Origin of the sequence: Faecalibacterium sp. An58 (genome assembly GCF_002161515.1) — a bacterium.
GTDB classification, from domain to species: Bacteria; Bacillota; Clostridia; order Oscillospirales; family Ruminococcaceae; genus Faecalibacterium; species Faecalibacterium avium.
Genome location: NZ_NFHX01000003.1, coordinates 125,496 through 144,744, shown reverse-complemented (window position 1 = coordinate 144,744; position 19,249 = coordinate 125,496). Strand labels below are relative to the sequence as shown.

The 19,249-nt window shown below is 68.8% G+C and carries 19 protein-coding genes and 1 other annotated feature; of the genes, 3 read left to right on the top strand and 16 right to left on the bottom strand.

What is annotated here, in order from left to right; translation table 11 throughout:
- Nucleotide 1: 1 nt before the first annotated feature.
- From B5G12_RS04315 to B5G12_RS04245, 15 genes are all read right to left on the bottom strand, one after another.
- Nucleotides 2-334, bottom strand: coding sequence for a bifunctional adenosylcobinamide kinase/adenosylcobinamide-phosphate guanylyltransferase (locus tag B5G12_RS04315; RefSeq protein WP_087324024.1), 333 nt, complete (start codon nucleotides 332-334; stop codon nucleotides 2-4).
- Nucleotides 331-1,257, bottom strand: a complete 927-nt coding sequence (locus tag B5G12_RS04310) for an adenosylcobinamide-GDP ribazoletransferase (protein WP_343286622.1) — start codon at nucleotides 1,255-1,257, stop codon at nucleotides 331-333. Before B5G12_RS04310 ends, B5G12_RS04315 begins: the two co-directional genes overlap by 4 nt.
- Nucleotides 1,229-1,786: a bifunctional adenosylcobinamide kinase/adenosylcobinamide-phosphate guanylyltransferase gene (locus B5G12_RS04305; protein ID WP_087324023.1), complete on the bottom strand. Its 558-nt coding sequence runs from the start codon at nucleotides 1,784-1,786 to the stop codon at nucleotides 1,229-1,231. Before B5G12_RS04305 ends, B5G12_RS04310 begins: the two co-directional genes overlap by 29 nt.
- A gap of 1 nt (nucleotide 1,787) precedes the next feature.
- A complete protein-coding gene (gene cobT, locus B5G12_RS04300; RefSeq protein WP_087324022.1) occupies nucleotides 1,788-2,870 on the bottom strand; it encodes a nicotinate-nucleotide--dimethylbenzimidazole phosphoribosyltransferase in 1,083 nt (360 codons plus the stop codon).
- A complete protein-coding gene (locus B5G12_RS04295) occupies nucleotides 2,857-4,221 on the bottom strand; it encodes a cobyrinic acid a,c-diamide synthase CobB (protein WP_242955926.1) in 1,365 nt (454 codons plus the stop codon). The genes cobT and B5G12_RS04295 overlap by 14 nt, the downstream gene beginning before the upstream one ends.
- A 10-nt stretch (nucleotides 4,222-4,231) precedes the next feature.
- Entirely contained in the window at nucleotides 4,232-5,431 is a 1,200-nt protein-coding gene (gene cbiE, locus B5G12_RS04290) for a precorrin-6y C5,15-methyltransferase (decarboxylating) subunit CbiE (RefSeq protein WP_087324021.1), read from the bottom strand.
- Complete coding sequence (gene cobK, locus B5G12_RS04285) at nucleotides 5,428-6,171, bottom strand: precorrin-6A reductase (protein ID WP_087324020.1); 744 nt, start codon at nucleotides 6,169-6,171, stop codon at nucleotides 5,428-5,430. The genes cbiE and cobK overlap by 4 nt, the downstream gene beginning before the upstream one ends.
- Nucleotides 6,168-6,899, bottom strand: a complete 732-nt coding sequence (gene cobJ / locus B5G12_RS04280) for a precorrin-3B C(17)-methyltransferase (protein ID WP_087229903.1) — start codon at nucleotides 6,897-6,899, stop codon at nucleotides 6,168-6,170. The genes cobK and cobJ overlap by 4 nt, the downstream gene beginning before the upstream one ends.
- Nucleotides 6,896-7,891, bottom strand: a complete 996-nt coding sequence (locus B5G12_RS04275) for a cobalt-precorrin 5A hydrolase (RefSeq protein WP_087324019.1) — start codon at nucleotides 7,889-7,891, stop codon at nucleotides 6,896-6,898. Before B5G12_RS04275 ends, cobJ begins: the two co-directional genes overlap by 4 nt.
- Complete coding sequence (gene cobM / locus B5G12_RS04270) at nucleotides 7,888-8,646, bottom strand: precorrin-4 C(11)-methyltransferase (protein WP_087324018.1); 759 nt, start codon at nucleotides 8,644-8,646, stop codon at nucleotides 7,888-7,890. The genes B5G12_RS04275 and cobM overlap by 4 nt, the downstream gene beginning before the upstream one ends.
- A gap of 1 nt (nucleotide 8,647) precedes the next feature.
- Nucleotides 8,648-9,367 (bottom strand): precorrin-2 C(20)-methyltransferase, encoded by a 720-nt coding sequence (cobI, locus tag B5G12_RS04265; RefSeq protein WP_087324017.1) that lies wholly within the window; start codon nucleotides 9,365-9,367, stop codon nucleotides 8,648-8,650.
- On the bottom strand, nucleotides 9,360-10,505 hold the full coding sequence (cbiD, locus tag B5G12_RS04260) for a cobalt-precorrin-5B (C(1))-methyltransferase CbiD (protein WP_087324016.1): 1,146 nt from the start codon (nucleotides 10,503-10,505) through the stop codon (nucleotides 9,360-9,362). Before cbiD ends, cobI begins: the two co-directional genes overlap by 8 nt.
- Nucleotides 10,495-11,292, bottom strand: a complete 798-nt coding sequence (locus tag B5G12_RS04255) for a sirohydrochlorin cobaltochelatase (RefSeq protein WP_087229918.1) — start codon at nucleotides 11,290-11,292, stop codon at nucleotides 10,495-10,497. The genes cbiD and B5G12_RS04255 overlap by 11 nt, the downstream gene beginning before the upstream one ends.
- Nucleotides 11,293-11,442: 150 nt before the next feature.
- The gene (dusB, locus tag B5G12_RS04250; protein ID WP_087229921.1) at nucleotides 11,443-12,435 is read right to left on the bottom strand and encodes a tRNA dihydrouridine synthase DusB; all 993 of its coding nucleotides are present in this window, start codon (nucleotides 12,433-12,435) and stop codon (nucleotides 11,443-11,445) included.
- A 25-nt stretch (nucleotides 12,436-12,460) separates the two neighbouring features.
- Nucleotides 12,461-13,147: a GntR family transcriptional regulator gene (locus B5G12_RS04245; RefSeq protein WP_242955925.1), complete on the bottom strand. Its 687-nt coding sequence runs from the start codon at nucleotides 13,145-13,147 to the stop codon at nucleotides 12,461-12,463.
- A gap of 369 nt (nucleotides 13,148-13,516) precedes the next feature.
- On the opposite strand from B5G12_RS04245, the gene B5G12_RS04240 reads away from it, so the two are divergent.
- Nucleotides 13,517-13,981, top strand: a complete 465-nt coding sequence (locus B5G12_RS04240) for a Fur family transcriptional regulator (RefSeq protein WP_087229924.1) — start codon at nucleotides 13,517-13,519, stop codon at nucleotides 13,979-13,981.
- Nucleotides 13,969-14,236 (top strand) — a binding site (T-box leader). Its footprint overlaps the gene before it by 13 nt.
- A 45-nt stretch (nucleotides 14,237-14,281) precedes the next feature.
- Nucleotides 14,282-15,865, top strand: coding sequence for an asparagine synthase B (asnB, locus tag B5G12_RS04235; RefSeq protein ID WP_446718506.1), 1,584 nt, complete (start codon nucleotides 14,282-14,284; stop codon nucleotides 15,863-15,865).
- Between the two features lie 8 nt (nucleotides 15,866-15,873).
- Here the strand turns inward: asnB and glgB are convergent, their stop codons facing one another.
- The gene (gene glgB / locus B5G12_RS04230; RefSeq protein WP_087324015.1) at nucleotides 15,874-17,703 is read right to left on the bottom strand and encodes a 1,4-alpha-glucan branching protein GlgB; all 1,830 of its coding nucleotides are present in this window, start codon (nucleotides 17,701-17,703) and stop codon (nucleotides 15,874-15,876) included.
- A 176-nt stretch (nucleotides 17,704-17,879) separates the two neighbouring features.
- On the opposite strand from glgB, the gene B5G12_RS04225 reads away from it, so the two are divergent.
- A complete protein-coding gene (locus tag B5G12_RS04225) occupies nucleotides 17,880-19,238 on the top strand; it encodes an alpha-amylase family glycosyl hydrolase (RefSeq protein ID WP_087324014.1) in 1,359 nt (452 codons plus the stop codon).
- The last annotated feature ends 11 nt before the right edge of the window (nucleotides 19,239-19,249 follow it).

Sequence of the window (19,249 nt, the reverse complement as noted above, 5' to 3'; positions counted from 1 at the left end):
TTCAAAGTTCCCCTTTCAATACAAGCGGCAGGCCGCAGAACACCCGCACCACGCAGCTGGCCCGGGCCGCCAGCAGGCAGCCCAGCCGCCCGGCCGCTTCCCGGTCCCGCCGCACCTGAGGGTCCGTGGGCACCACGCCCCCGCCCACCTCGGTGAGGATCACAACTTCCTTCCCGGCCAGCCGTTCGGCCAGGGCCTCCAGGTCATCGCAGCCGGCGGCCAGCTCCTGTGCGTCCCAGACGGCCTGGGCCGCCAGTTCTTCCCGCCCGCAGCCCAAAAGGCGGCAGGCGAAGTCCCGTTTCCCGCTCCACAGCGGGCCTGTGATCAAGATCATGCCAAATACCTCTCCAGCAGCTGGGCCGCCACCAGGGCCCCCAGCATCCACAGCTCACACCGCTGCAAAAACCATCCGGCCAGGTCCCCGGTGATCCCGCCAAAATCCCGGCGGGCCACCGCGGCATACCGCCACAGGGCCGCCAGGGCCGCCGCCAGCATGGCCCAGCCCGACACGCCCCCCAGCGGCACCAGCACCATCAGGGTGAGCAGGATCTCCCCGGTCAGGACCAGTCTGGCCCTGCGCCGGGGCGCCGCCTGGGCAAAGGTGTGGGCCAGTCCGGTGTGTTTGGCCAGGGGCAGGGCGGCCACCGCCCAGCCCGAAAGAGCCCGCTCCAGCACAAAGGCCAGCTGCATACAGCCCACCGCCTCGATGGTCAGGGGCAGGGCGGCGCACAGGGCCAGGTCGGCCACAAACCAGCTACACAGCCGGATCACCGCAAAGGCCCCGCAGTGGGGGTCCTTGAGGATAGCCAGACGCTTGTCCCGGTCGCCGTAGCTGGCCAGGGCGTCGCAGGTGTCGGCGTAGCCGTCCAGATGGATGCCGCCGGTCAGCCACACCGGCAGCAGGCAGAAGCCTGCCGCCCGCAGCAGCACCGGCAGATCCAGGGCCGCGGCCGCCCAGCCCCAGACCCCGAACGCCAGGGCGCACACCACCCCCACCAGAGGAAAAGCGCAGAGGGCATAGCGCATATTCCGCTCGTTCCACTGGGGCTGCGGCACCGGGATGGCCGAAAACATCCCAAAGGCCACCGCCGCCGTCTCCCCTGCCGTGCGCAGCCGGGGCGTCCAGCGTCCCGCCAGCCCTTTCAGACGGCCGGCCAGGGCGGACAGCTTTGGCGGCGGCGCAGGCTGGGATTCCTGCTGCGGCTCCTGCCAGCCCTCCAGCGGGGTGTCAAGGTCTTGTCTGCGGTTCCATTTCATCGTTCCTTCCCCCTTTTTTGTAAAAGACCGGCAGCCCAAAGGCTACCTCGCACACCTGGTCGGCCCGGGCGGCCAGAGCCAGATGGGCCCGGGCCAGCAGTTCCAGGTACGCCTCGGTGCCCGGGGCATAGTCCCGCCCGCCGGCAAAGATCTCGTTGGAGACCACCACCAGCGCGCGGCACTGCGCCCGCAGACTGTCGATGCCGTCCAGGATGGCGTCCAGGGCGCCCTCCGGTCCGGCGCCTCCGGGGCTGTACCATTCGTTGGCGGCCAGGTTGCCCAGATCCTCCAGCAGCACCGCCCCCCGCCGGGGCAGACGCAGGCCCGCCAGGTCCACCGGACGCTCCACCGTCACAAAGCCCTTGCCGGCCCGCTGGGCCCTGTGCCGGGCGATCCGCGCGCCGCACTCCGCATCCATGGGCTGCATGGTGGCCAGGTAGTAGCAGGGCCGGATCCCCAGCCCCCGGATCCGATCCTCGGCCCAGGCGCTCTTGCCCGAGCCCGCCCCGCCGATCACCAGGGTGAACATCTCACAGACCCCCTTCCTGGGGCTGATACGCTTCCACCCCGCAGGTCTCAAAGCTGTAGCTCTCGGCGTAGACGGCCCGGGCCATATCCCACAGCGGGATGCAGGCCACCGCGCCGGTGCCCTCCCCCAGCCGCAGCCCCGCCGTCAGCAGCGGGGTCTTGCCCAGCGCCTGCAGCACCGCGCGGGCCGCCGGCTCGGCCGACACATGGCTGGCAAACACCGCTTTGGCCGCTCCGGGGCACAGGCGCACGGCGCACAGCGCCGCCACCGTGCTGATCAGGCCGTCGGCCAGCACCGGCACTCCGCAGGCTGCGCCGCCCAAAAAGGCTCCGCACATCCCCGCGATGTCAAAGCCGCCCACCTTGGCCAGCACGTCCAGAGGGTCGGCGGGGTCAGGGCGGTTGATTTCCAGAGCGCGGGTCACCGCGGCCACCTTCCGGGCCAGGCCCGCATCGGACAGCCCCGCCCCCCGGCCGGTGAAATCCCGGGCCGGACGGCCCAGCAGGGCGCAGGCCACCGCCGCCGATGTAGTGGTATTGCCGATCCCCATTTCCCCGGTGGCCAGCAGCCGGACTCCTGCGGCGGCCTGCCCGGCCGCCAGCTCCGCCCCTGTCAGGATCGCCTGACGCACCTGCGCGGCGGTCATGGCGGGGCCCCGGGTGATGTCGCCGGTGCCGTTGCCCACCCGGCGGCTGAGCACCCCCGGCGCGCCGGCAAAATCCAAAATACCCATGTCCACCGGCACCACCTCGCAGCGGGCTGCGGCGGCCATCCGGCAGACAGGGCTCTGCCCTGCGCCCAGGCCCCGGGCCACAGCGGCGGTGGCTTCGGGGCCGGTCTGGGTGACCCCCTGGGCCACCACCCCGTTGTCGGCGCAGAACACCAGCACTGCGCGCCGGCTGAAATCCAGCCGGGGGCTGCCGGTGAGGGCGGCGGCGTCCTCCAGCATGGTCTCCAGCAGGCCCAGGCTGCCCAGCGGATGGGCCAGGCTCTGCCAGCGGCTGTGCGCCTGCGCCCGGGCCGTATCGTCTGCGGGGGCGCCGGCTGCCCGGCAGAGCTGTTCGATGGTATCAAAACGCTTCATAGCGCGGTTCCTTTCTGTATGCGGCCGCAGCGGCTGCAAACCGTCCGGCCAGTGCGGGACTGCCCGCAAAATAGAGATGGGGAAAAGCCGCATAAAGGCTCGCGGAGGCAAAGCCGCAGTCCCAGCTGCGCCCATCCGGCTTATGGGCCGCAAAGGCGTTGCCGCAGGCGGTGCTGTCCCAATGGTGGAACTCATGCACCGGCACCTGCTCCCCTTGGCGGAACAGCAGGCTGTCCTGCCGTGCGGTGAGGGTGGCGTAGCCGAACCGCACCAGCCCCTCTGCCCGGCGGCCCTGTCCCGGCAGTACCCCCGCCATGGGCCAGCTCCGGCCCGCCTCATCCGCCAGGGACTGCCCCAGATAGAGGAAGCCCCCGCATTCGGCCACGGTGGGCATACCGCCCTCCACGGCCCGGGCGATCGCCTGCCGCATGGCGGCATTCCGGCTCAGCTCCTGTGCGTGCAGCTCAGGGTAGCCCCCCGGCAGGTACAGCCCCGAGGCTCCGGCCGGCAGGGCCGTATCCCGCAGCGGGCTGAAAAAGGCGCAGCGCGCCCCCGCCTGCTCCAGGGCGGCCAGGGTCTCGGGATAGCAAAAGCAGAAGGCTTCATCCCTGGCCACCGCCACCACCGCCCGCTGCGGGACGGCAGGAACTGTCGGGGCCTCGGGCGCCGGACGGCGGCACAGCTCCAGCAGCCTGTCCAGGTCTGTGTTGGCTTCCAGGGCCTGGGCCAAAGCCTCCAGCCGGCCGTCCAGGCCGGCGATCTCCCCTGCCGTGTACAGGCCCAGATGGCGGCTGGGCAGCTGCGCGGCCTCCAGCCGGGGCAGGCAGCCCACCACCGGCAGGCCGGTCTCCCGCTCCAGGACGGGGGCCAGGCGGCCGGCATAGGACGCCGAACACCCGTTGAGCAGGATGGCCGCCAGATGGCTGCGGGTGCGGAACTGGTGCAGGCCCCGGATCTGGGCCGCCAGGGTCAGGCTGGACCCGCCGGGGCGCACCACCAGCAGCACCGGCAGATCCAGCGTGTCGGCCACCTGCCAGGCGCTGGCGGCATCGGTCAGGCCCGCCCCGTCGTAATAGCCCATGGCAGCCTCCACCACGGCGGCTCCATGTCCGGCCAGATGCCCGGCATACAGCTGCCGCAGCCGGGCGGGCGCGGTCAAAAACAGGTCCAGGTTGCAGCTGGGCACCCCCAGCGCCGCCCTGTGGAACATGGGGTCGATGTAGTCGGGCCCGCACTTGAAGGCGCAGGGGTCCAGACCCCGCTTTTTAAGGGCGGCCAGCAGGGCGCAGACCGTCACCGTCTTGCCGCTGCCTGAGGCCGGGGCCGCCGCCATCAGCTGAAAACATTCCATGGTTTCTCCTTTATTTCCCTGCGGTGATGAGGAACACCGGGTTTTCCCCCCGCAGCAGGTGCAGCCGCCCCGTACCGGGGGCATGGGCTGCGGCGATCTGGGTCACATGGGCCTGCAGTCCCCGGCTGGTGAGGGCCGCTATGGCGGCGGCCAGGGTCTCCAGGGCGATGGCCGAGATGCACAGCCGGACCGCAGGGTTTGCCGCGAGGGCCCTGTCCAGGATGGGCGCAAGACGGCCCCGGCTGCCCCCCACAAAGACCAGGTCCGGGGCGGGCAGCTGTTCCAGCGCTTCGGGGGCCGTGCCCTCCACCACCCGGACGTTCCAGGCTCCATGGCGCCGGCAGTTGTCCCGGATGAGGGCGCAGGCCTCGGGCAGGCACTCCACCGCATACACCGGCGCGCCTCCATTGGCAAAGGCCAGTTCGATGCTGACGCTGCCCGTGCCCGCCCCCACATCCCATGCCGTATCCCCGGGCGTCACCGCCAGACCGGCCAGGATCTGGGCCCGGACGGCCTGCTTGGTCATGGGGATGCCGTCGGCCCGGGCAAAGGCTTCGTCCGGCCAGCCGGGCGCACGCCGGGGAGCCCGGGGGGCAGCTTCGGCCAGCAGCACGGCCAGCGGGCCGAAGGCGGTTTCCGCCAGCTGCCCCGCCGTGCCCTGGGTGATTTTTTCGCCGGGACAGGCCAGGTTTTCCCCCACCGTCACCGGCAGGCCGGCCAGGCCGGCAGCTGCCAGCCGGGCGCACAGGGCCCGGGGGCTTCCCTCCCCTGTGCCGGTGAGGAACAGCACCGGGCGTCCCCCGCACACCGCCTGCACCGGGTCATATGGGACCCCGTGGGCGGACACCAGCCGCCAATCCTGCCAGGGCCGGCCCAGGCGGGCGGCCAGCAGCTGCACGCTGGAAAGTCCCGGCAGCACCCGGAACGGGATGCCCTGCCGGCGCAGCAGCTCCACCAGGCCGTCCGCCCCCGAATAAAAGCCGGTATCCCCGCTGTACAGGGCGGCCACCGGGCCTTCCACTCCCTGCAGGGCGGCCAGCACATCGGCGCAGCGGACAGCGGGCACCCGGTCCGCCGTCACAGCGGGGGGCAAAGCGTCCAGCAGGCGGCGTGCTCCCGCCACCCGCCGGGCCGCCCGCAGGGCCGCATACCCCTCTTGCGTGAGGGTGGCGGCCGAGGCCCCCATGCCGATCAACGTCACTTCTGTCATGGGGCCATCACCTCCCGGCAGCGGGCCAGCACCGCCTGATAAGACGCGCCGGCCTCCCGGGGGCGGCGGATCACCACCAGACGGGCCCCGGCAGCCCGGGCCGCATCGGCCTTCTCCGCAAAGCCGCCGGGGGCTCCGCCGTCCTTGGTGACCAGCCAGCGGATGCCGTACTGTTCCAGCATGGCCCGGTTGAGGGCGGCGCTGAAAGGCCCCTGCATGGCAATGATGTGCCCCGCAGGGATGCCCGCGGCGGCGCAGGCGTCCAGAGATGCATGGGTGGGCAGCACCCGGGCATACAGCCGCTCGCCCCCCAGCGGGGCAAAAGCGGCCAGTTCCTTGGCGCCGGTGGCCACCAGCACCGGGCCCTGGGTCTGCTCCAGCAGCCGGACCGCCCCGGAGGCATCGGGCGCGTCAAGCGCGTCCGGCGGCAAAGGGCTGGCCGGGCGCAGCAGCCGCAGGTATTCCACCCCGGCGCCGGCACAGGCCGCCCGGATGTTGACGCTGGCCTCCACCGCATAGGGGTGGGTGGCGTCCACACACAGGGCCGCCCCTGTCAGAACTTCTTCCATCCGGGGCCGGTCCAGCCGGCCGGTGCAGACGGTCAGCCCCTCTGTCCGGCCCTGCTGGGCGCTGCCATAAGGGGTGGCCACCCAGACCGTGGCCCGGATGCCCTCGGCCGCCAGGGCGCAGGACAGTTCCCTGCCCTCGGTGGTGCCCCCAAAGATCACCAGCTTTTTCATGCCTGATACCCCCTGGGGGTGACGAGCCTGTCCCCGGCCAGCCGGGTGGTGGAATTGCCGATGAAGACGGTGGTGAACATATCCACCGGTTCCTCCTGCAGCTGGGCCAGCGTGAGGATGCGGTGGGTCTGGCCGCCGCGGCCGATGTTGCGCACCCAGCCGCAGAGGGTGCCGGGCGCAAGGCCCGCCTCCTGCAAAATGGCGCAGGCCCGGCGCAAATGGTCTTTGCGGCGGCGGGAGGCCGGATTGTACAGGCACAGCACAAAATCCCCGGCCGCCGCAGCCCGCAGCCGCTTTTCGATCACCGGCCAGGGGGTCAGCAGGTCGGACAGGGACAGGATGCAGAAATCATGGCCCAGAGGCGCGCCCAGCACGGCGGCCCCTGCCAGGGCGGCGGTGACCCCGGGCACCACCTCCACTTCCACCTCGGGGTAGCGGGGGGCAAGCTCCAGCAGCGGGGAGGCCATGCCGTATACCCCCGCATCTCCGCTGCACACCAGGGCGGCAGTGCAGCCCCCGGCAGCCTTTTCCAGGGCCAGGGTGCACCGCTCCAGCTCCTGGGTCATGGGGGTGGACAGCAGTTCCTTGCCCGCCGCCAGAGGGGCGATCAGATCCAGGTACACCCCGTAGCCGCAGATCACATCGGCTTGTTCCAGAGCGGCCCGGGCGGCCTGGGTCATGCCATAGACCCCGCCGGGCCCCAGGCCCACCACATACACTTTGTTCATTCGGTCCACTTCCAATCCGGCCCAAAGGCCCTTGCGGCCACAGCCAGCGTGACGCCCGCCCCGGCCTGTTTTGGGACAAGCAGGTCCCCGCCCTGTGCGCCCAGCACGGCGGCCCGCTCGCATACGTTATCCACCCCCACCGTTTGGGCTACAAAAGCCGAGGGGGTAAAGCGGCCCGGCGCGTCCCGCAGCTGGGCGGCGGTATAGGTAGCCAGGGGCCAGCCATGGCTGCGGCAGAATTCCAACAGCCCCGGCTCATCGGCCTTGCGGTCGATGCTGCACACCACGCACACGCTTTTGGGGCACAGGCCCCGGCCGGCCGCAAGGGCCTGCCAGGCCGCCTCGATGGTCCGGGCCGGGGTGCCGCGGCGGCAGCCCACCCCCAGCGCCAGCACACGGGGGACCAGCCACAGGGGGCTGCCCGGGTCCGTGAGGGTCAGGGCCGCGTCGCAGTCCTCTTTCCGGCCGGTGAGGCGGACTTCCGGCGGGGGCTGGCCCCGGATGGGCCAGTCGCTGTAAAGGCGGATGCCCTGCCCGTCCAGCAGCCGGGCCGACACGGCCTTGATCTTGTGGGGATCCGCCACGGCACAGCCCTGGGCCCTGGCCCAGTCGTCGATGGGGAACCGTCCCGCCGCATCGGTGGCGGTGGTGAGCACAGGGACGGCCCCGCAGGCCGCGGCGATGGCCCGGGCCAGAGCGTTGGCCCCGCCCAGGTGTCCCGCCACCAGAGGCACTGCAAAATGCCCCTGCTCGTCCACAGCCACCACGGCAGGGTCCGTCTCCTTGCTGCGCAGATGGGGCGCCACCGCCCGCACCGCGATGCCGCAGGCCCCCACATATACAAGCCCCGTCCCCGGGGCAAAGTGGTCTGCCGTCCACCCGGCCAGGGTGACGGGGCCGCCGCAGCGCTCCGCCCGGCCTCCCAAAGCCGACGCCAGTTTTTGGGCCAGGGCCAGGCCCCGGCTGCTGAAGGCCAGGTAGTACAGTTTCACGCTTTGCCCTCCCGGAAGCCGGTGGTGAAGGCAGGGTCATACAGCTTGCTGCGCTGGTAGCCCCCCTGGGCCAGAAAATCTCCCACCAGCACCAGGGCGGTGCTGCGCACCCCCGCTTCGGCGGCGGTTCGGGCCAGGGTGCCCAGGGTGCACCGCAGCAGCTTCTGCTGAGGCCAGCTGGCCTTGTAGACGATGGCGGCAGGGGTGTCGGGGGTGTATGCGCCCTGCAGCAGCCGGGCCTGCACCTCATCCAGCAGTCCCGCCGAGAGGAACAGCACCATGGAGCATCCATGGGACGCCAATGCGGTCAGGTCCTCCCCCGCGGGCACGGGGGTGCGGCCCGCCATCCGGGTGATGATCAGGCTCTGGCTGACCCCCGGCAGGGTGTACTCGGCCCCCAGAGCCGCCGCTGCGGCGCAGAAACTGGACACCCCCGGGGTATCGTCCCAGGGGATGCCCAGGGCGTCCAGCGCATCCATCTGCTCTCGGATGGCCCCATAGAGGCAGGGATCGCCGGTGTGCAGGCGGACGGTGTCCACCCCGGCGGCCTCGGCGTCCCGGATGGCCTGCAGCACCTGCTCCAGGGTCATCTCGGCGCTGTTGTAGACCGTGCAGCCCGCCGGAGCATAGGCCAGCAGGGCCGGGTTTACCAGGCTGCCCGCATAGATGACGCAGCCCGCCCGGGCCAGCAGCCGCATCCCACGCACGGTCAGCAGGTCGGCAGCGCCGGGGCCTGCACCCACAAAATGTACCATATCACCCCTCCTTTGGGTCTTTGACGATGATGGTGGCGAAATAGCCCGCCTCCAGAGCCGTCTGGGGCAGCCCTTCCAGCGAGGGCAGGGCCAGCTGGCCCGGCAGGCCGCAGTTGGCCACCAGGGCGCTGGAGCCCGCCAGCCCCCGGTCCTGCAAAGCGTGCAGCACCTGGGGCAGACGGCGGGCGCTCTTCATCAGCACCTTGGTGCCGGGCAGGGCCAGAGCCGCTTCCAGATCCTGCTGCTGGCAGCTGGGGATGATGTGCAGAGGGGTGTCGATATCGGTGAGGCTCTCGTCCAGCAGGGCGGCGGCAGCGCAGAAACTGGGCACCCCCGCCACCCGGGCGGTGGCATAGCCCTGGGCCCGCAGCTGCCCGATCAGATAAGAACAGGTGGCGTAGATGGACACATCCCCCAGGTTGAGCATGGCCACATCCTGACCGGCATCCAGGCGGGCGCGCACCAGCTGCGCGGCGGCAGCGTGGGCGGCGGCCCGGACCGCCGGGTCGGGGGACATGGAAAAATCCAGGGGCAGGATCTCTTTGCCGGACAGGTCCGCCGCCTGGCGGGCGATGTCCAGCGCCACCATCCCGCCCCCTTTGGTGCGGGGGGCCGCCACCACCGGGCAGGCCTGGATGGTGCGCAGGGCCTTGAGGGTCAGCAGCTCGGGATCTCCCGGGCCCACCGATACCCCGTAGAGGACGCCTTTGGGTTCATGCATGGGTATGCCTCCATTGGTCGATGAGTGTCCGGGCCTGGGGGCTGAGCCCCAGCAGGCCATACTGGTTGGAAAAAAGCAGCGCCCCCACCGCAAAGGCGCCCGCCGCCCGGCGTTCCAGATGCGTCTGGACCGCGGCGGTCAGACTGGACAGCACAGGGTCCCGCAGACCCTCGGCATCCAGCAGGGGGATGCAGGCGTCGGTGGTGGCGGCGTCCAGCAGCCGGCGGCACAGGGCGGTGGACGCCCCGGCCGCCGCCGCGTGAGCGCAGAAAAGTTCGGTGCGGCAGTCGGCCTGGCGGGAGTGGGTGTTCATGATCCCCCCGGCCACCTTGACCAGCTTGCCTATATGGCCCGCCAGCAGCACCTGCTCAAAGCGCTGGGCTGCGGCGATGTCCAGCGCGTCCCCGATGAAGTTGGAACAGCGCACCACCGGCACGCCCAGACCGTCCAGGCCCTGGGCCGCGAGGAAATCCGCGCCATAGTTGCCGGGGGTCAGGATGAGCCGGGCTCCGCTTTGGCGGGCCTGGCGGGCCTCCACCTCGATGGTGTCCACAATGGCCTGCTGGCTCATGGGTTCCACGATGCCCGAAGTGCCCAGCACCGAAAGGCCCCCTTCCACCCCCAGCAGAGGGTTGAAGGTGCGGCGGGCCGTTTCCGCCCCGCCCGGGATCGAGATGGTCACCCCGGCCCCGCCGGGCCAGGCGGCCGTCTCCAGTTCCTGGGCCACCGCCCGGGCGATCATCTGCCGGGGCACCCGGTTGATGGCGGCAGCCCCCACAGGCTGGTCCAGCCCCGGCCGGGTGACCCGGCCCACTCCTTCGCCCCCCTGGATGGAGACGCCGGGCCCGGGCGTGAGGACCACCGCGGCCTGCACCAGCATCCCGTGGGTGACGTCGGCGTCATCTCCGCCGTCTTTGCGCACGGCGCACAGGGCGCCGCCCTCCTCCAGCAGACGGCAGAAAACCGGGGCCACCTCCACCACCCACCCCTTGGGGGTGCGCAGCGAGAGGCGGGACGGCGCCTGCCCGGTGAGCAGCAGCCTCGCCGCCCCTGCGGCAGCCAGGGCTGCGCAGGTGCCGGTGGTGTAGCCGCAGCGCAGCATCTTCTGGCCGCTGCGGATATAGTGTTCAAAGGCCATGGGCCCCGTCCTCCTGCAGCACGCCGCGCAGATGGGCGGCGTACAGGTCCTGGACAGCCTTTTCGCTGCCCAGGCCATGCCGCACCCAGTCCACCCGGTAGCCCTGCCCGGCCAGCACGCTGCGCCAGCTGTGGGGGCCGGGGCCGGCCATGTCGTTTTGGGCGTGGTCGCCGGCCACCAGCATCAGAGGGACCAGCAGCACCCTGGAAGCCCGGCTGCGGGCCAGCGCGGCGCACACCTCCGCCAGCCCGGGCCAGCCTTCCACCGTGCCTACGCGGATATCGGGGCGGCTTTGCAGCTCAAAGATCCCCTGCAGGGCCGGGTAGACCACATTGGCCCGGTGGGCCGAACCATGGCCCATCAGCACCACCGCCCGGCCGGGCTCCGCGGGATACAGCGCGCCGATGGCGCCCGCCAAAGCCCGCAGGTCCCGGGTGTCATCCAGCAGGGGGCGGCCCACCCGCAGCCAGTCAAAGCCGGGAGCGGCGGCCAGGGCCTGGGCTTTCAGTTTATCATATTCCACCCCCCAGAGGAAGTGGGTAGGCTGCACCAGCACCCGCCGGCAGCCCGCGGCGGCGGCCCGGGCCAGAGCCTCGGGCACGCTGTCTTCCGGCTGGCCGCGGCCGGCCAGGGCCGTGCGCACCATGCCGCTGGTATAAGCCCGCAGCAGCTGCCAGCCGGGGGCGGCGGCGGCCAGGGCCTGTTCCACCCCGGCGATGTCGGCGGCGGCTGTGGGGACGGTGGTGCCAAAGCTGGCGCAGACCAGCGCCTTCTGGGTCGTTTGCATAAGCGGTTCCTTTCCTGTCCTGTATAAAGAAGAGCGGCCCCCCGCCCTCTCCGCCATGGCAGGGAGTGCGAGGGGTCCTGGCAGAGCGCCCCCGCAAGTCAGGCCGGGCCATGCGCCGGGCAAAGGACCTGTCAGAGGCACCCCAGTGATTCAAAACGCTTCTTCGGGCCGGCGCTGCTGGGCGAACACCTCAGCGATCAGATCGTCCATGTCGGACAGATAGGTCAGCTGGCAGCAGGCCCGGCGCAGGGCGCCGGCCCCCTTCAGCCCTTTCATATAGTGGATGGCCTGGGCCCGGGCCTGGGGCATGGCGGTGCGCTCGCCCTTTTGCTGCACCATCTCCTCCACCTGGCGGCGCAGAGCGTTCATGCGGGCCTGGAGGTTGGGCGCCGGGGGCTGGGGAAGCCCCTCGATGGCGGCGTTGACCCGCTCGAACAGCCATGGGTCACCCAGAGCGCCCCGGGCGATCATCACCCCGTCGCAGCCGGTCTCACGCAGCATGGCCAGCGCGTCTTCGGGGGTCTGGATGTCCCCGTTGCCCAGCACCGGCACCGACACCGCCTGCTTGACGGCGCGGATGATCTCCAGATCGATGCCGGGGGTATACATCTGCTGGCGGGTGCGGGCGTGGACCGTGATGAGAGCCGCGCCCGCCTCCTGGCAGGCTTTGGCACAGGCCACAGCGGTGACGTGGTCCGCATCCCAGCCCTTGCGCATTTTGACGGTGACGGGGCGGGAGGTGTGGGCCTTGACAGCTGCGACGATCTCGCCGCACAGCTCCGGGTGGAGCATCAGGGCCGAGCCTGCGCCCCCCGACACGATCTTGGGGGCGGGGCAGCCCATGTTGATGTCCAGGAAGTCAAAGTCCTCCCCTTCGATGGCGGCGGCCGCCTGGCCCATGATGGCGGGCACCTCCCCGAACAGCTGCACCCCGTAGGGCGCGCCGGGGGTGCGGGGCCGCAGCAGACTGAACGTCTTGTGGTCGCCGAAGGTCAGTGCACGGCTGGACACCATCTCGCTGACGGTGAAGCCGGCCCCGTGCTGGGCCATCAGGCGGCGGCAGGCAGCATCGGTAAAGCCCGCCATGGGGCCAAACACCGCCCGGTGCGGCAGCGTGAGGCCCCCAAACTGGATGGGTCGCATAAAAATCGGTTCTCCTTGGGTAAGCTTATTCGCCCAGGTGGATGCGGTCCAGCACCCCCTCGGCCTTGTCCCGGGCCAGCTCCAGATGGCGGGTCAGGGCAGCCGCGGCAGCATCCCAATCCCCCGCCAGGGCGGGGGTGAGGATGGCCAGGTGCTCCGAACAGGTGTCCTTCTGGCTGATCATCCCCACCTTGCCGGTCATGATGCGGAACCGCGTGTTCTGACCGGTGATGGAGTCGTGGGCAGACCGCAGGTACTTGTTGGGCAGCGGGCTGATGAGCAGCTCGTGGAACGCGTCATCCGCGGCATAGAAGTCGGGGATGGTCTCGGGGTGCTGCATCAGTCCCACAAAGCGCTCCAGCCCCTCCCGGGGGATCTGGGCCCCATACACCCGCAGGGCATAGGGCTCCACCAGCAGGCGCACTTCGTAGATGCTGTGCACGTCCTCATCGGTGATGGCCGACACCATCAGGCCCTTTTTGGGCAGAATGGTGATCAGACCCTCCTGCTCCAGCCGTCCCAGGGCGTCCCGCATGGGGGTGCGGCTGATGTTGCCCATCTCGGCGCACAGCTTTTGTTCGTTCAAAAACTGGCGGGGGGCGTATTCACAGCTGAGGATCCTGGATTTTAAGTATTGGTATGCCTGCAGCTTCAGGCTGGTCTTGGTGGGTTGCTGCTGTTCAAGCTCTCGTTCTTTTTCTCTCATGATCATGATGCCTTCCATTCCCTACCGGGCCCCGTCCAGGGGCCAAAAGCCGGCCCTGCAAGCCGGCCGCTTGTCGTGCTGTCCGCCCCGCAAAGGGCGGCGGCCATGGCGCGCCGGTGCCAAGACCCTGCAAGCTTGGCTGTGCCGGCATAGTGCCGTGCACAGGGCGGCCATTCAGTTTTATTATTTCACAACTTGGGCAGAAAAACAAGGCCTGGGGGCGGTGTTTGAGCCCCCTTCCATATTTTACACAAAATTCACCCGGAGTTTCGGGCATTTGAGAGCATTTGGCCCACAGACATCCCCCGCCCCGCCGGGCTTGCACTTTGGGCCGGGGCAGGCTATAATAGCACCGAAAGGAAGTGTCCCCCGCCTATGGCACGCAGCAGTTACAATACCCGCACCCGCCAGCTGATCCTGGACTATCTGAGGGCCAACCCCAGCCGGGCGGTGAGCGCCGCCGACATCGTGGCCTATCTGGAAGCCGCAGGCGCGCCCGCCAACCCCACCACCGTCTACCGCTATCTGGACAAGCTGGCCGCCGACCAGCAGGTGATGAAATATGTGGCGGACAAGGGCGAACGGGCCCTGTACCAGTACACCGACCAGCAGCGCCACTGCCGCGAGCACATCCACCTGAAGTGCACCCGCTGCGGCGAGATCTTCCATATGGACTGCGGCTTTATGGCCGAGGTGCGCCGGCACCTGCTGGAGGAGCACGGCTTTACCCTGCAGTGCGAGGGCAGCGTCCTGTACGGGCTATGCCGGCGGTGCGCCGCCGGCTCCGAGGTTGACAGCGGCGTCGAGCCGTGCTACAATAACACCCAACAAAAGCTTTGACCGGGAAAAGTAGGGCCCACAGGCCGTCCCTTGGCAGAGAGCGCGGGCAAGGTGCAAGCCGCGCGGGGGGCCGGGCCGCGAAGAACACCCGTGAGCTTCCGCCTGAACCCGCCTGGCAACAGCGGCAGTAGGGCCGGACGGCAGCCGCACGTTACGCGGCGGCGCTTTCAACGAGGAAAGCCATGAGCGGCTGGCAGGAGCCTTTCTGCCGGCAACACAGGTGGCACCACGGATACGGCAGCATTCGTCCTGAAACAGGATGTTTGCTGCCGTATTTTTTTAAGCAAAGGGGTAACGAATATGTGTTGTATCATGGGTTATACGGGGCACGATGTGTCCGCCGCCGCTTTCAAAGAGTATCTGCTGCGCACCGCCAGCCGGGGTCCCGACGACCAGCGGGTGGTACAAGGGCCTTTCGGGCTGATGGGCTTTGGCCGGCTGGCCATCATGGGCCTGACGCCGGACGGGATGCAGCCCTTCCGGCGGGGGGCCGACTGCGTGGTGTGCAACGGGGAACTGTACGGCTTCCGGTTCGAAAAGGAGATCCTGCAGCGGGCGGGGTACAAGTTCCGCTCGGGCAGCGACTGCGAGATCCTGCTGCCCCTGTACTACGAGTACGGGCTGGATATGTTCCGGCATCTGGACGCCGAGTTCGCCCTGATCCTCTACGACAGCCGCAAAGATCGTCTGATCGCCGCCCGGGATCCCATCGGCATCCGGCCGCTGTTCTACGGCTATTCCAAGACAAGCCACCAGATCGCCTTTGCCAGTGAATTGCAGAACCTGGTGGGCTGGTGCGAGGACATCCGCCCCTTCCCCATCGGCAGCTACTACTGCGACGGGCGCTTTGTGCGCTATGAAGACGTGGCCGATGTGCCCGCCCCCCACGCCGATGGCATGGAGCAGGTGCTGGAGAACATCCGCACCAAGCTGATCGCCGGGGTGGAAAAGCGGCTGGACGCCGACGCGCCGGTGGGCTTTCTGCTGTCGGGCGGGCTGGACAGCAGCCTGGTGTGCGCCATCGCCGCCCGCAAGCTGGGGCGCATCCGCACCTTTGCCATCGGGATGGACACCGACGCTATCGACCTGAAATACGCCCGGCAGACGGCGGAGTACCTGGGCAGCGAACACCATGAGGTGATCATCGACCGGCAGACGGTGCTGGACAGCCTGGAGGAAGTGGTCCGCACCCTGGCCACCTGGGATATCACCACCGTGCGGGCCAGCGTGGGGATGTACCTTTTGTGCAAGGCCATCCACCGGGATACCGACGTGCGGGTGCTGCTGACGGGGGAGATCTCGGACGAGCTGTTCGGCTACAAATACACCGACTACGCCCCCACCGCCGACGCCTTCCAGCAGGAGAGCCAAAAGCGGATCCGGGAGCTGTATATGTACGATGTGCTGCGGGCCGACCGGTGCATCTCGGCCAACAGCCTCGAGGCCCGGGTCCCCTTTGGGGATCTGGATTTCGTGCGGTACGTCATGGCCATCGACCCTCAGATGAAGGTGAACCGCTACGGCAAGGGCAAATACCTGCTGCGCAAGGCTTTTGAGGGGGACTGGCTGCCCCCCGAGATCCTCTGGCGGGAAAAAGCCGCCTTCTCGGACGCGGTGGGCCACAGCATGGTGGACCACATCAAAGCCTATGCCGAGAGCCTGTACACCGATGAACAGTTCCAGATGCGCCGGGCCAACTATTCGGCCCACTGTATGCCCTTCACCAAGGAGAGCCTGCTGTACCGGGAGCTGTTCGAGAAATATTATTACGACCAGGCAGCTACCGTCACCGCCTTCTGGATGCCCAACCGCGCCTGGCCCGGCTGCGATGTGGACGACCCTTCCGCCCGGGTGCTGGCCAACTACGGCGCCTCCGGCGTATGAGATGATCTTTACCCGTCCAGGGCCAAAAGCAGGCCGCCCAGGGCGGGCAGGTCCACCCGCAGCACCCCGCTGCCATCGGGGGCGGGCAGAGCGTGCAGCCGCTGCCCCTCGGCGGAGGGACCTTCGCCGCCCCACTGGGGGTCCTGGGTGTTCAGCACAACGGTGGCCGCGGCCGGCGTCTCCAGCCGCAGCGGGAAGCCCGGGCAGGGGCTGTCCTGGGTGTTGAGCACGCACAGGAGGGTCTGCCCTTTGGACCGGCGCAGCCAGGCGTAGACGCCCCGGGCGGGGCTGCTGCGCTCCACCCAGGCAAAGCAGCCCGGGTCATACTCGCCGGCATAGAGGGCGGGCTGGGTGGCGTACAGCCAGCCAAGCCGGGCAAAGTACCGCTGGAAACTGTCGTGGAAGGGATAGGCCAGCAGCTGCCAGTCCAGCGGGCGGCGCTCGTCCCACTCGCGGAAGTGGGCCAGCTCGTTGCCCATGAAGTTCAGCTTCTTGCCCGGGTGGGCGAACATATACAGATACAGCGTCCGGAGCTGGCGGCATTTTTCCTCATAGCTGCCCCACAGCTTCTGGATGATGGCATTCTTGCCGTGGACCACCTCGTCATGGCTGAACGCCAGCAGGTACAGCTCATTGTAAAAATACTCCATGCTGAACAGCACCTTGCCATAGTGGGCGGGCCGCTCCCCGAAGGGGGTGGCAAAATAATCCAGGGTGTCGTGCATCCAGCCCATGTCCCACTTGTAGTCAAAGCCCACCCCGTCGTAGCGGGTGGGGGCGGTCATCTTGAGGTAGTTGGTGGAGTCCTCTGCGATGTAGACGCCGGTGGGCCAGCGCTGGTTCAGCCCGTGGTTGAGCTGCCGCAGAAAGTCCACCGCCCCCTGGTTGACCCCGCGGGCGGGGTCTCCCAGCCAATAGATGGCCCGGGATACCGCGTCCAGGCGCAGGCCGTCCATATGGTAGGCCTCCATCCACAGCCCGCAGCTGCTGGCCAAAAAGCTACGCACCTCGCCCCGGTAATAGTTGAAATTGCAGGTGCCCCACTCACTGTGGCCCACATCGCTGTCGTATTCGTACAGGCAGGTGCCGTCCAGCCGGGCCAGCCCCCAGGGGTCCGCGGCAAAGTGCACCGGCACCACATCCAGGATCACCCCGATGCCCATGCGGTGGCAGGCATTGACAAAGGCCGCCAGCTGCGCCGGGCTTCCATAGCGGCTGGTGGGGGCGAAATAGCCGGTGGTCTGGTAGCCCCAGCTGCCGTCGAAGGGGTGTTCGGCCAGGGGCAGCAGTTCCACATGGGTGAAGTGGTGTTCGGCCAGCCAGGGGATCAGCTGCCGCGCCAGTTCCTCGTAATCGTACCACCCGTCCGAACCGTCGGGGGCGCCGGCCCCGGGCTTGTGCCGCCAGCTGCCCGGATGCATCTCGTAGATGTTCATGGGCAGGTCGTACCGCTTGGAACGGGACTCCATCCAGGCGCCGTCGTCGAACTCGAAGTCCAGCCGGGCCAGACGGCTGGCGGTGCCGGGGCGCAGCTCGCTGGCAAAGGCGTAGGGGTCGGCGTGCATCTGCATCCGCCCGTCCGCCCCGGTGACGCAGTATTGGTAGCTGTCACCCTCGGCCAGGCCGGGCACAAAGGCGCTCCAGCAGCCGGTCTCGGCCCGCTGCATGGCGCACCGGCCCCATGGGCCGCATACCTCCACCGCCAGGGCCCCCGGGGCCCACAGCACAAACTGCCAGCCCTCCTGGCCCTGCCGGCAGGCGGGATGGGTGCCCATCCACCGCCATGCGTCGAAACATTCTCCTTCCCAAAAGCTCTGGGGGACCTGGGGATCACACATAGATACTCTCCTTGTTGTTCAGAATAAAATCGGTTCGTATGGAAAACGGCAGAACGCCGAAGCATTTGCCAAAAAGGGCGCAGAGGGCGGCGGGGCCGCCGCAGACAGAGGATGCATCCGGGCAGGTTTTGTGCTATACTGATGACAAGACCTTTAAGACAGGAGTGTGCTTTCTTATGCCTTGGTACGACAGTGCCGTATTCTATCACATCTACCCTCTGGGGCTGTGCGGCTGCGCCCACCAGAACGATGGCCAGCCGGTGCCCGGGGCCTGGCGCAAGCTGGACGACTGGGCCGCCCATGCCGCCGACCTGGGGTGCAACGCCCTCTATATCGGGCCGCTGTTTGAAAGCGGCAGCCACGGCTACGACACGGTGGATTACCGGACGGTGGACCGCCGCCTGGGCACCAATCCGGAGTTTGCCCAGTGGGTGGCCCGGTGCCACGCCCGGGGCCAGAAAGTGATCGTGGACGGGGTGTTCAACCACGTAGGGCGGGGTTTCTTCGCCTTCCAGGACCTGCTGGCCCACCGGGAGCAAAGCCAGTACCGGGATTGGTTCTGCGACGTCAATTTCTATGGCAACAACGAGTACGGGGACGGCCTGTCCTACGCCAACTGGGGCGGCCACAACCTGCTGGTCAAGCTGAACCAGCGCAACCCCCAGGTCCAGCAATACCACTTCGACACGGTGCGCTACTGGGTGGACGCCTTCGACATCGACGGCATTCGTCTGGACGCCGCCGACGTGCTGGACTTTGGCTTTATGGAGAACCTGCGCCGCTTCACCGACACCCTCAAGCCCGATTTCTGGCTGCTGGGCGAGGTGATCCACGGAGATTACAGCCGCTGGGCCAACCCCCGTATGCTGCACTCGGTGACCAACTATGAGCTGCACAAGGGCCTCTGGAGCGGCCACAACGACCACAACTATTTTGAGATCGCCCACACCATGCGCCGCTTGTCGGGCCTGTGCGGGGACACCCGCCTGTACACCTTCTCCGACAACCACGACGTGGAGCGCCTGCCCTGCAAGCTGCGGGAGAAGGCCCACATCCGGCCTATCGCCATCCTGGTGTACACGCTGTGGGGCATCCCCTCCATCTATTATGGCTCCGAGTTCGGAGTGGAAGGCCGGAAGGAATGGGGCAGCGACTGGCCCCTGCGCCCCTGCCTGGATCTGGCCGACTATCCCGACTGCACGGTGTCCCATCCCATCGCCGCCCTGTACGCGGCGCTGGGCCGCCTGAAAGCCAGCGAGCCCGCCCTGACCTATGGCCGGGTGGAAGAGCTGGTGCTGACCACCGAGCGCTACGCCTTTGCACGGGTGCTGGACGGCCGGGCTCTGGTGACCGTGCTCAACAACGCCGGCTCCCCTGCCCAGGTGGAGTTCCGCGCCCCGGTGCCCGCCGATGCCGCCCAGGATCTGCTGGCCGGCCTGCCGGACAGCCAGGACGTGCCGGTGCAGGTGCAGGACGGCCGCGTGACGGTGCAGCTGCCCGCCAACTACGGCACCATCCTGGCCCTGGGCTGCTGAAAGGAGGCCGC

What these genes read in the sequence shown, in the direction of transcription:
- B5G12_RS04315 (WP_087324024.1), bottom strand. Translation starts at nt 334, where the DNA reads ATGATCTTGATCACAGGCCCGCTGTGGAGCGGGAAACGGGACTTCGCC.
- B5G12_RS04310 (WP_343286622.1), bottom strand. Translation starts at nt 1,257, where the DNA reads ATGAAATGGAACCGCAGACAAGACCTTGACACCCCGCTGGAGGGCTGG.
- B5G12_RS04305 (WP_087324023.1), bottom strand. Translation starts at nt 1,786, where the DNA reads ATGTTCACCCTGGTGATCGGCGGGGCGGGCTCGGGCAAGAGCGCCTGG.
- cobT (WP_087324022.1), bottom strand. Translation starts at nt 2,870, where the DNA reads ATGAAGCGTTTTGATACCATCGAACAGCTCTGCCGGGCAGCCGGCGCC.
- B5G12_RS04295 (WP_242955926.1), bottom strand. Translation starts at nt 4,221, where the DNA reads ATGGAATGTTTTCAGCTGATGGCGGCGGCCCCGGCCTCAGGCAGCGGC.
- cbiE (WP_087324021.1), bottom strand. Translation starts at nt 5,431, where the DNA reads ATGACAGAAGTGACGTTGATCGGCATGGGGGCCTCGGCCGCCACCCTC.
- cobK (WP_087324020.1), bottom strand. Translation starts at nt 6,171, where the DNA reads ATGAAAAAGCTGGTGATCTTTGGGGGCACCACCGAGGGCAGGGAACTG.
- cobJ (WP_087229903.1), bottom strand. Translation starts at nt 6,899, where the DNA reads ATGAACAAAGTGTATGTGGTGGGCCTGGGGCCCGGCGGGGTCTATGGC.
- cobM (WP_087324018.1), bottom strand. Translation starts at nt 8,646, where the DNA reads ATGGTACATTTTGTGGGTGCAGGCCCCGGCGCTGCCGACCTGCTGACC.
- cobI (WP_087324017.1), bottom strand. Translation starts at nt 9,367, where the DNA reads ATGCATGAACCCAAAGGCGTCCTCTACGGGGTATCGGTGGGCCCGGGA.
- cbiD (WP_087324016.1), bottom strand. Translation starts at nt 10,505, where the DNA reads ATGGCCTTTGAACACTATATCCGCAGCGGCCAGAAGATGCTGCGCTGC.
- B5G12_RS04255 (WP_087229918.1), bottom strand. Translation starts at nt 11,292, where the DNA reads ATGCAAACGACCCAGAAGGCGCTGGTCTGCGCCAGCTTTGGCACCACC.
- dusB (WP_087229921.1), bottom strand. Translation starts at nt 12,435, where the DNA reads ATGCGACCCATCCAGTTTGGGGGCCTCACGCTGCCGCACCGGGCGGTG.
- B5G12_RS04245 (WP_242955925.1), bottom strand. Translation starts at nt 13,147, where the DNA reads ATGATCATGAGAGAAAAAGAACGAGAGCTTGAACAGCAGCAACCCACC.
- B5G12_RS04240 (WP_087229924.1), top strand. Translation starts at nt 13,517, where the DNA reads ATGGCACGCAGCAGTTACAATACCCGCACCCGCCAGCTGATCCTGGAC.
- asnB (WP_446718506.1), top strand. Translation starts at nt 14,282, where the DNA reads ATGTGTTGTATCATGGGTTATACGGGGCACGATGTGTCCGCCGCCGCT.
- glgB (WP_087324015.1), bottom strand. Translation starts at nt 17,703, where the DNA reads ATGTGTGATCCCCAGGTCCCCCAGAGCTTTTGGGAAGGAGAATGTTTC.
- B5G12_RS04225 (WP_087324014.1), top strand. Translation starts at nt 17,880, where the DNA reads ATGCCTTGGTACGACAGTGCCGTATTCTATCACATCTACCCTCTGGGG.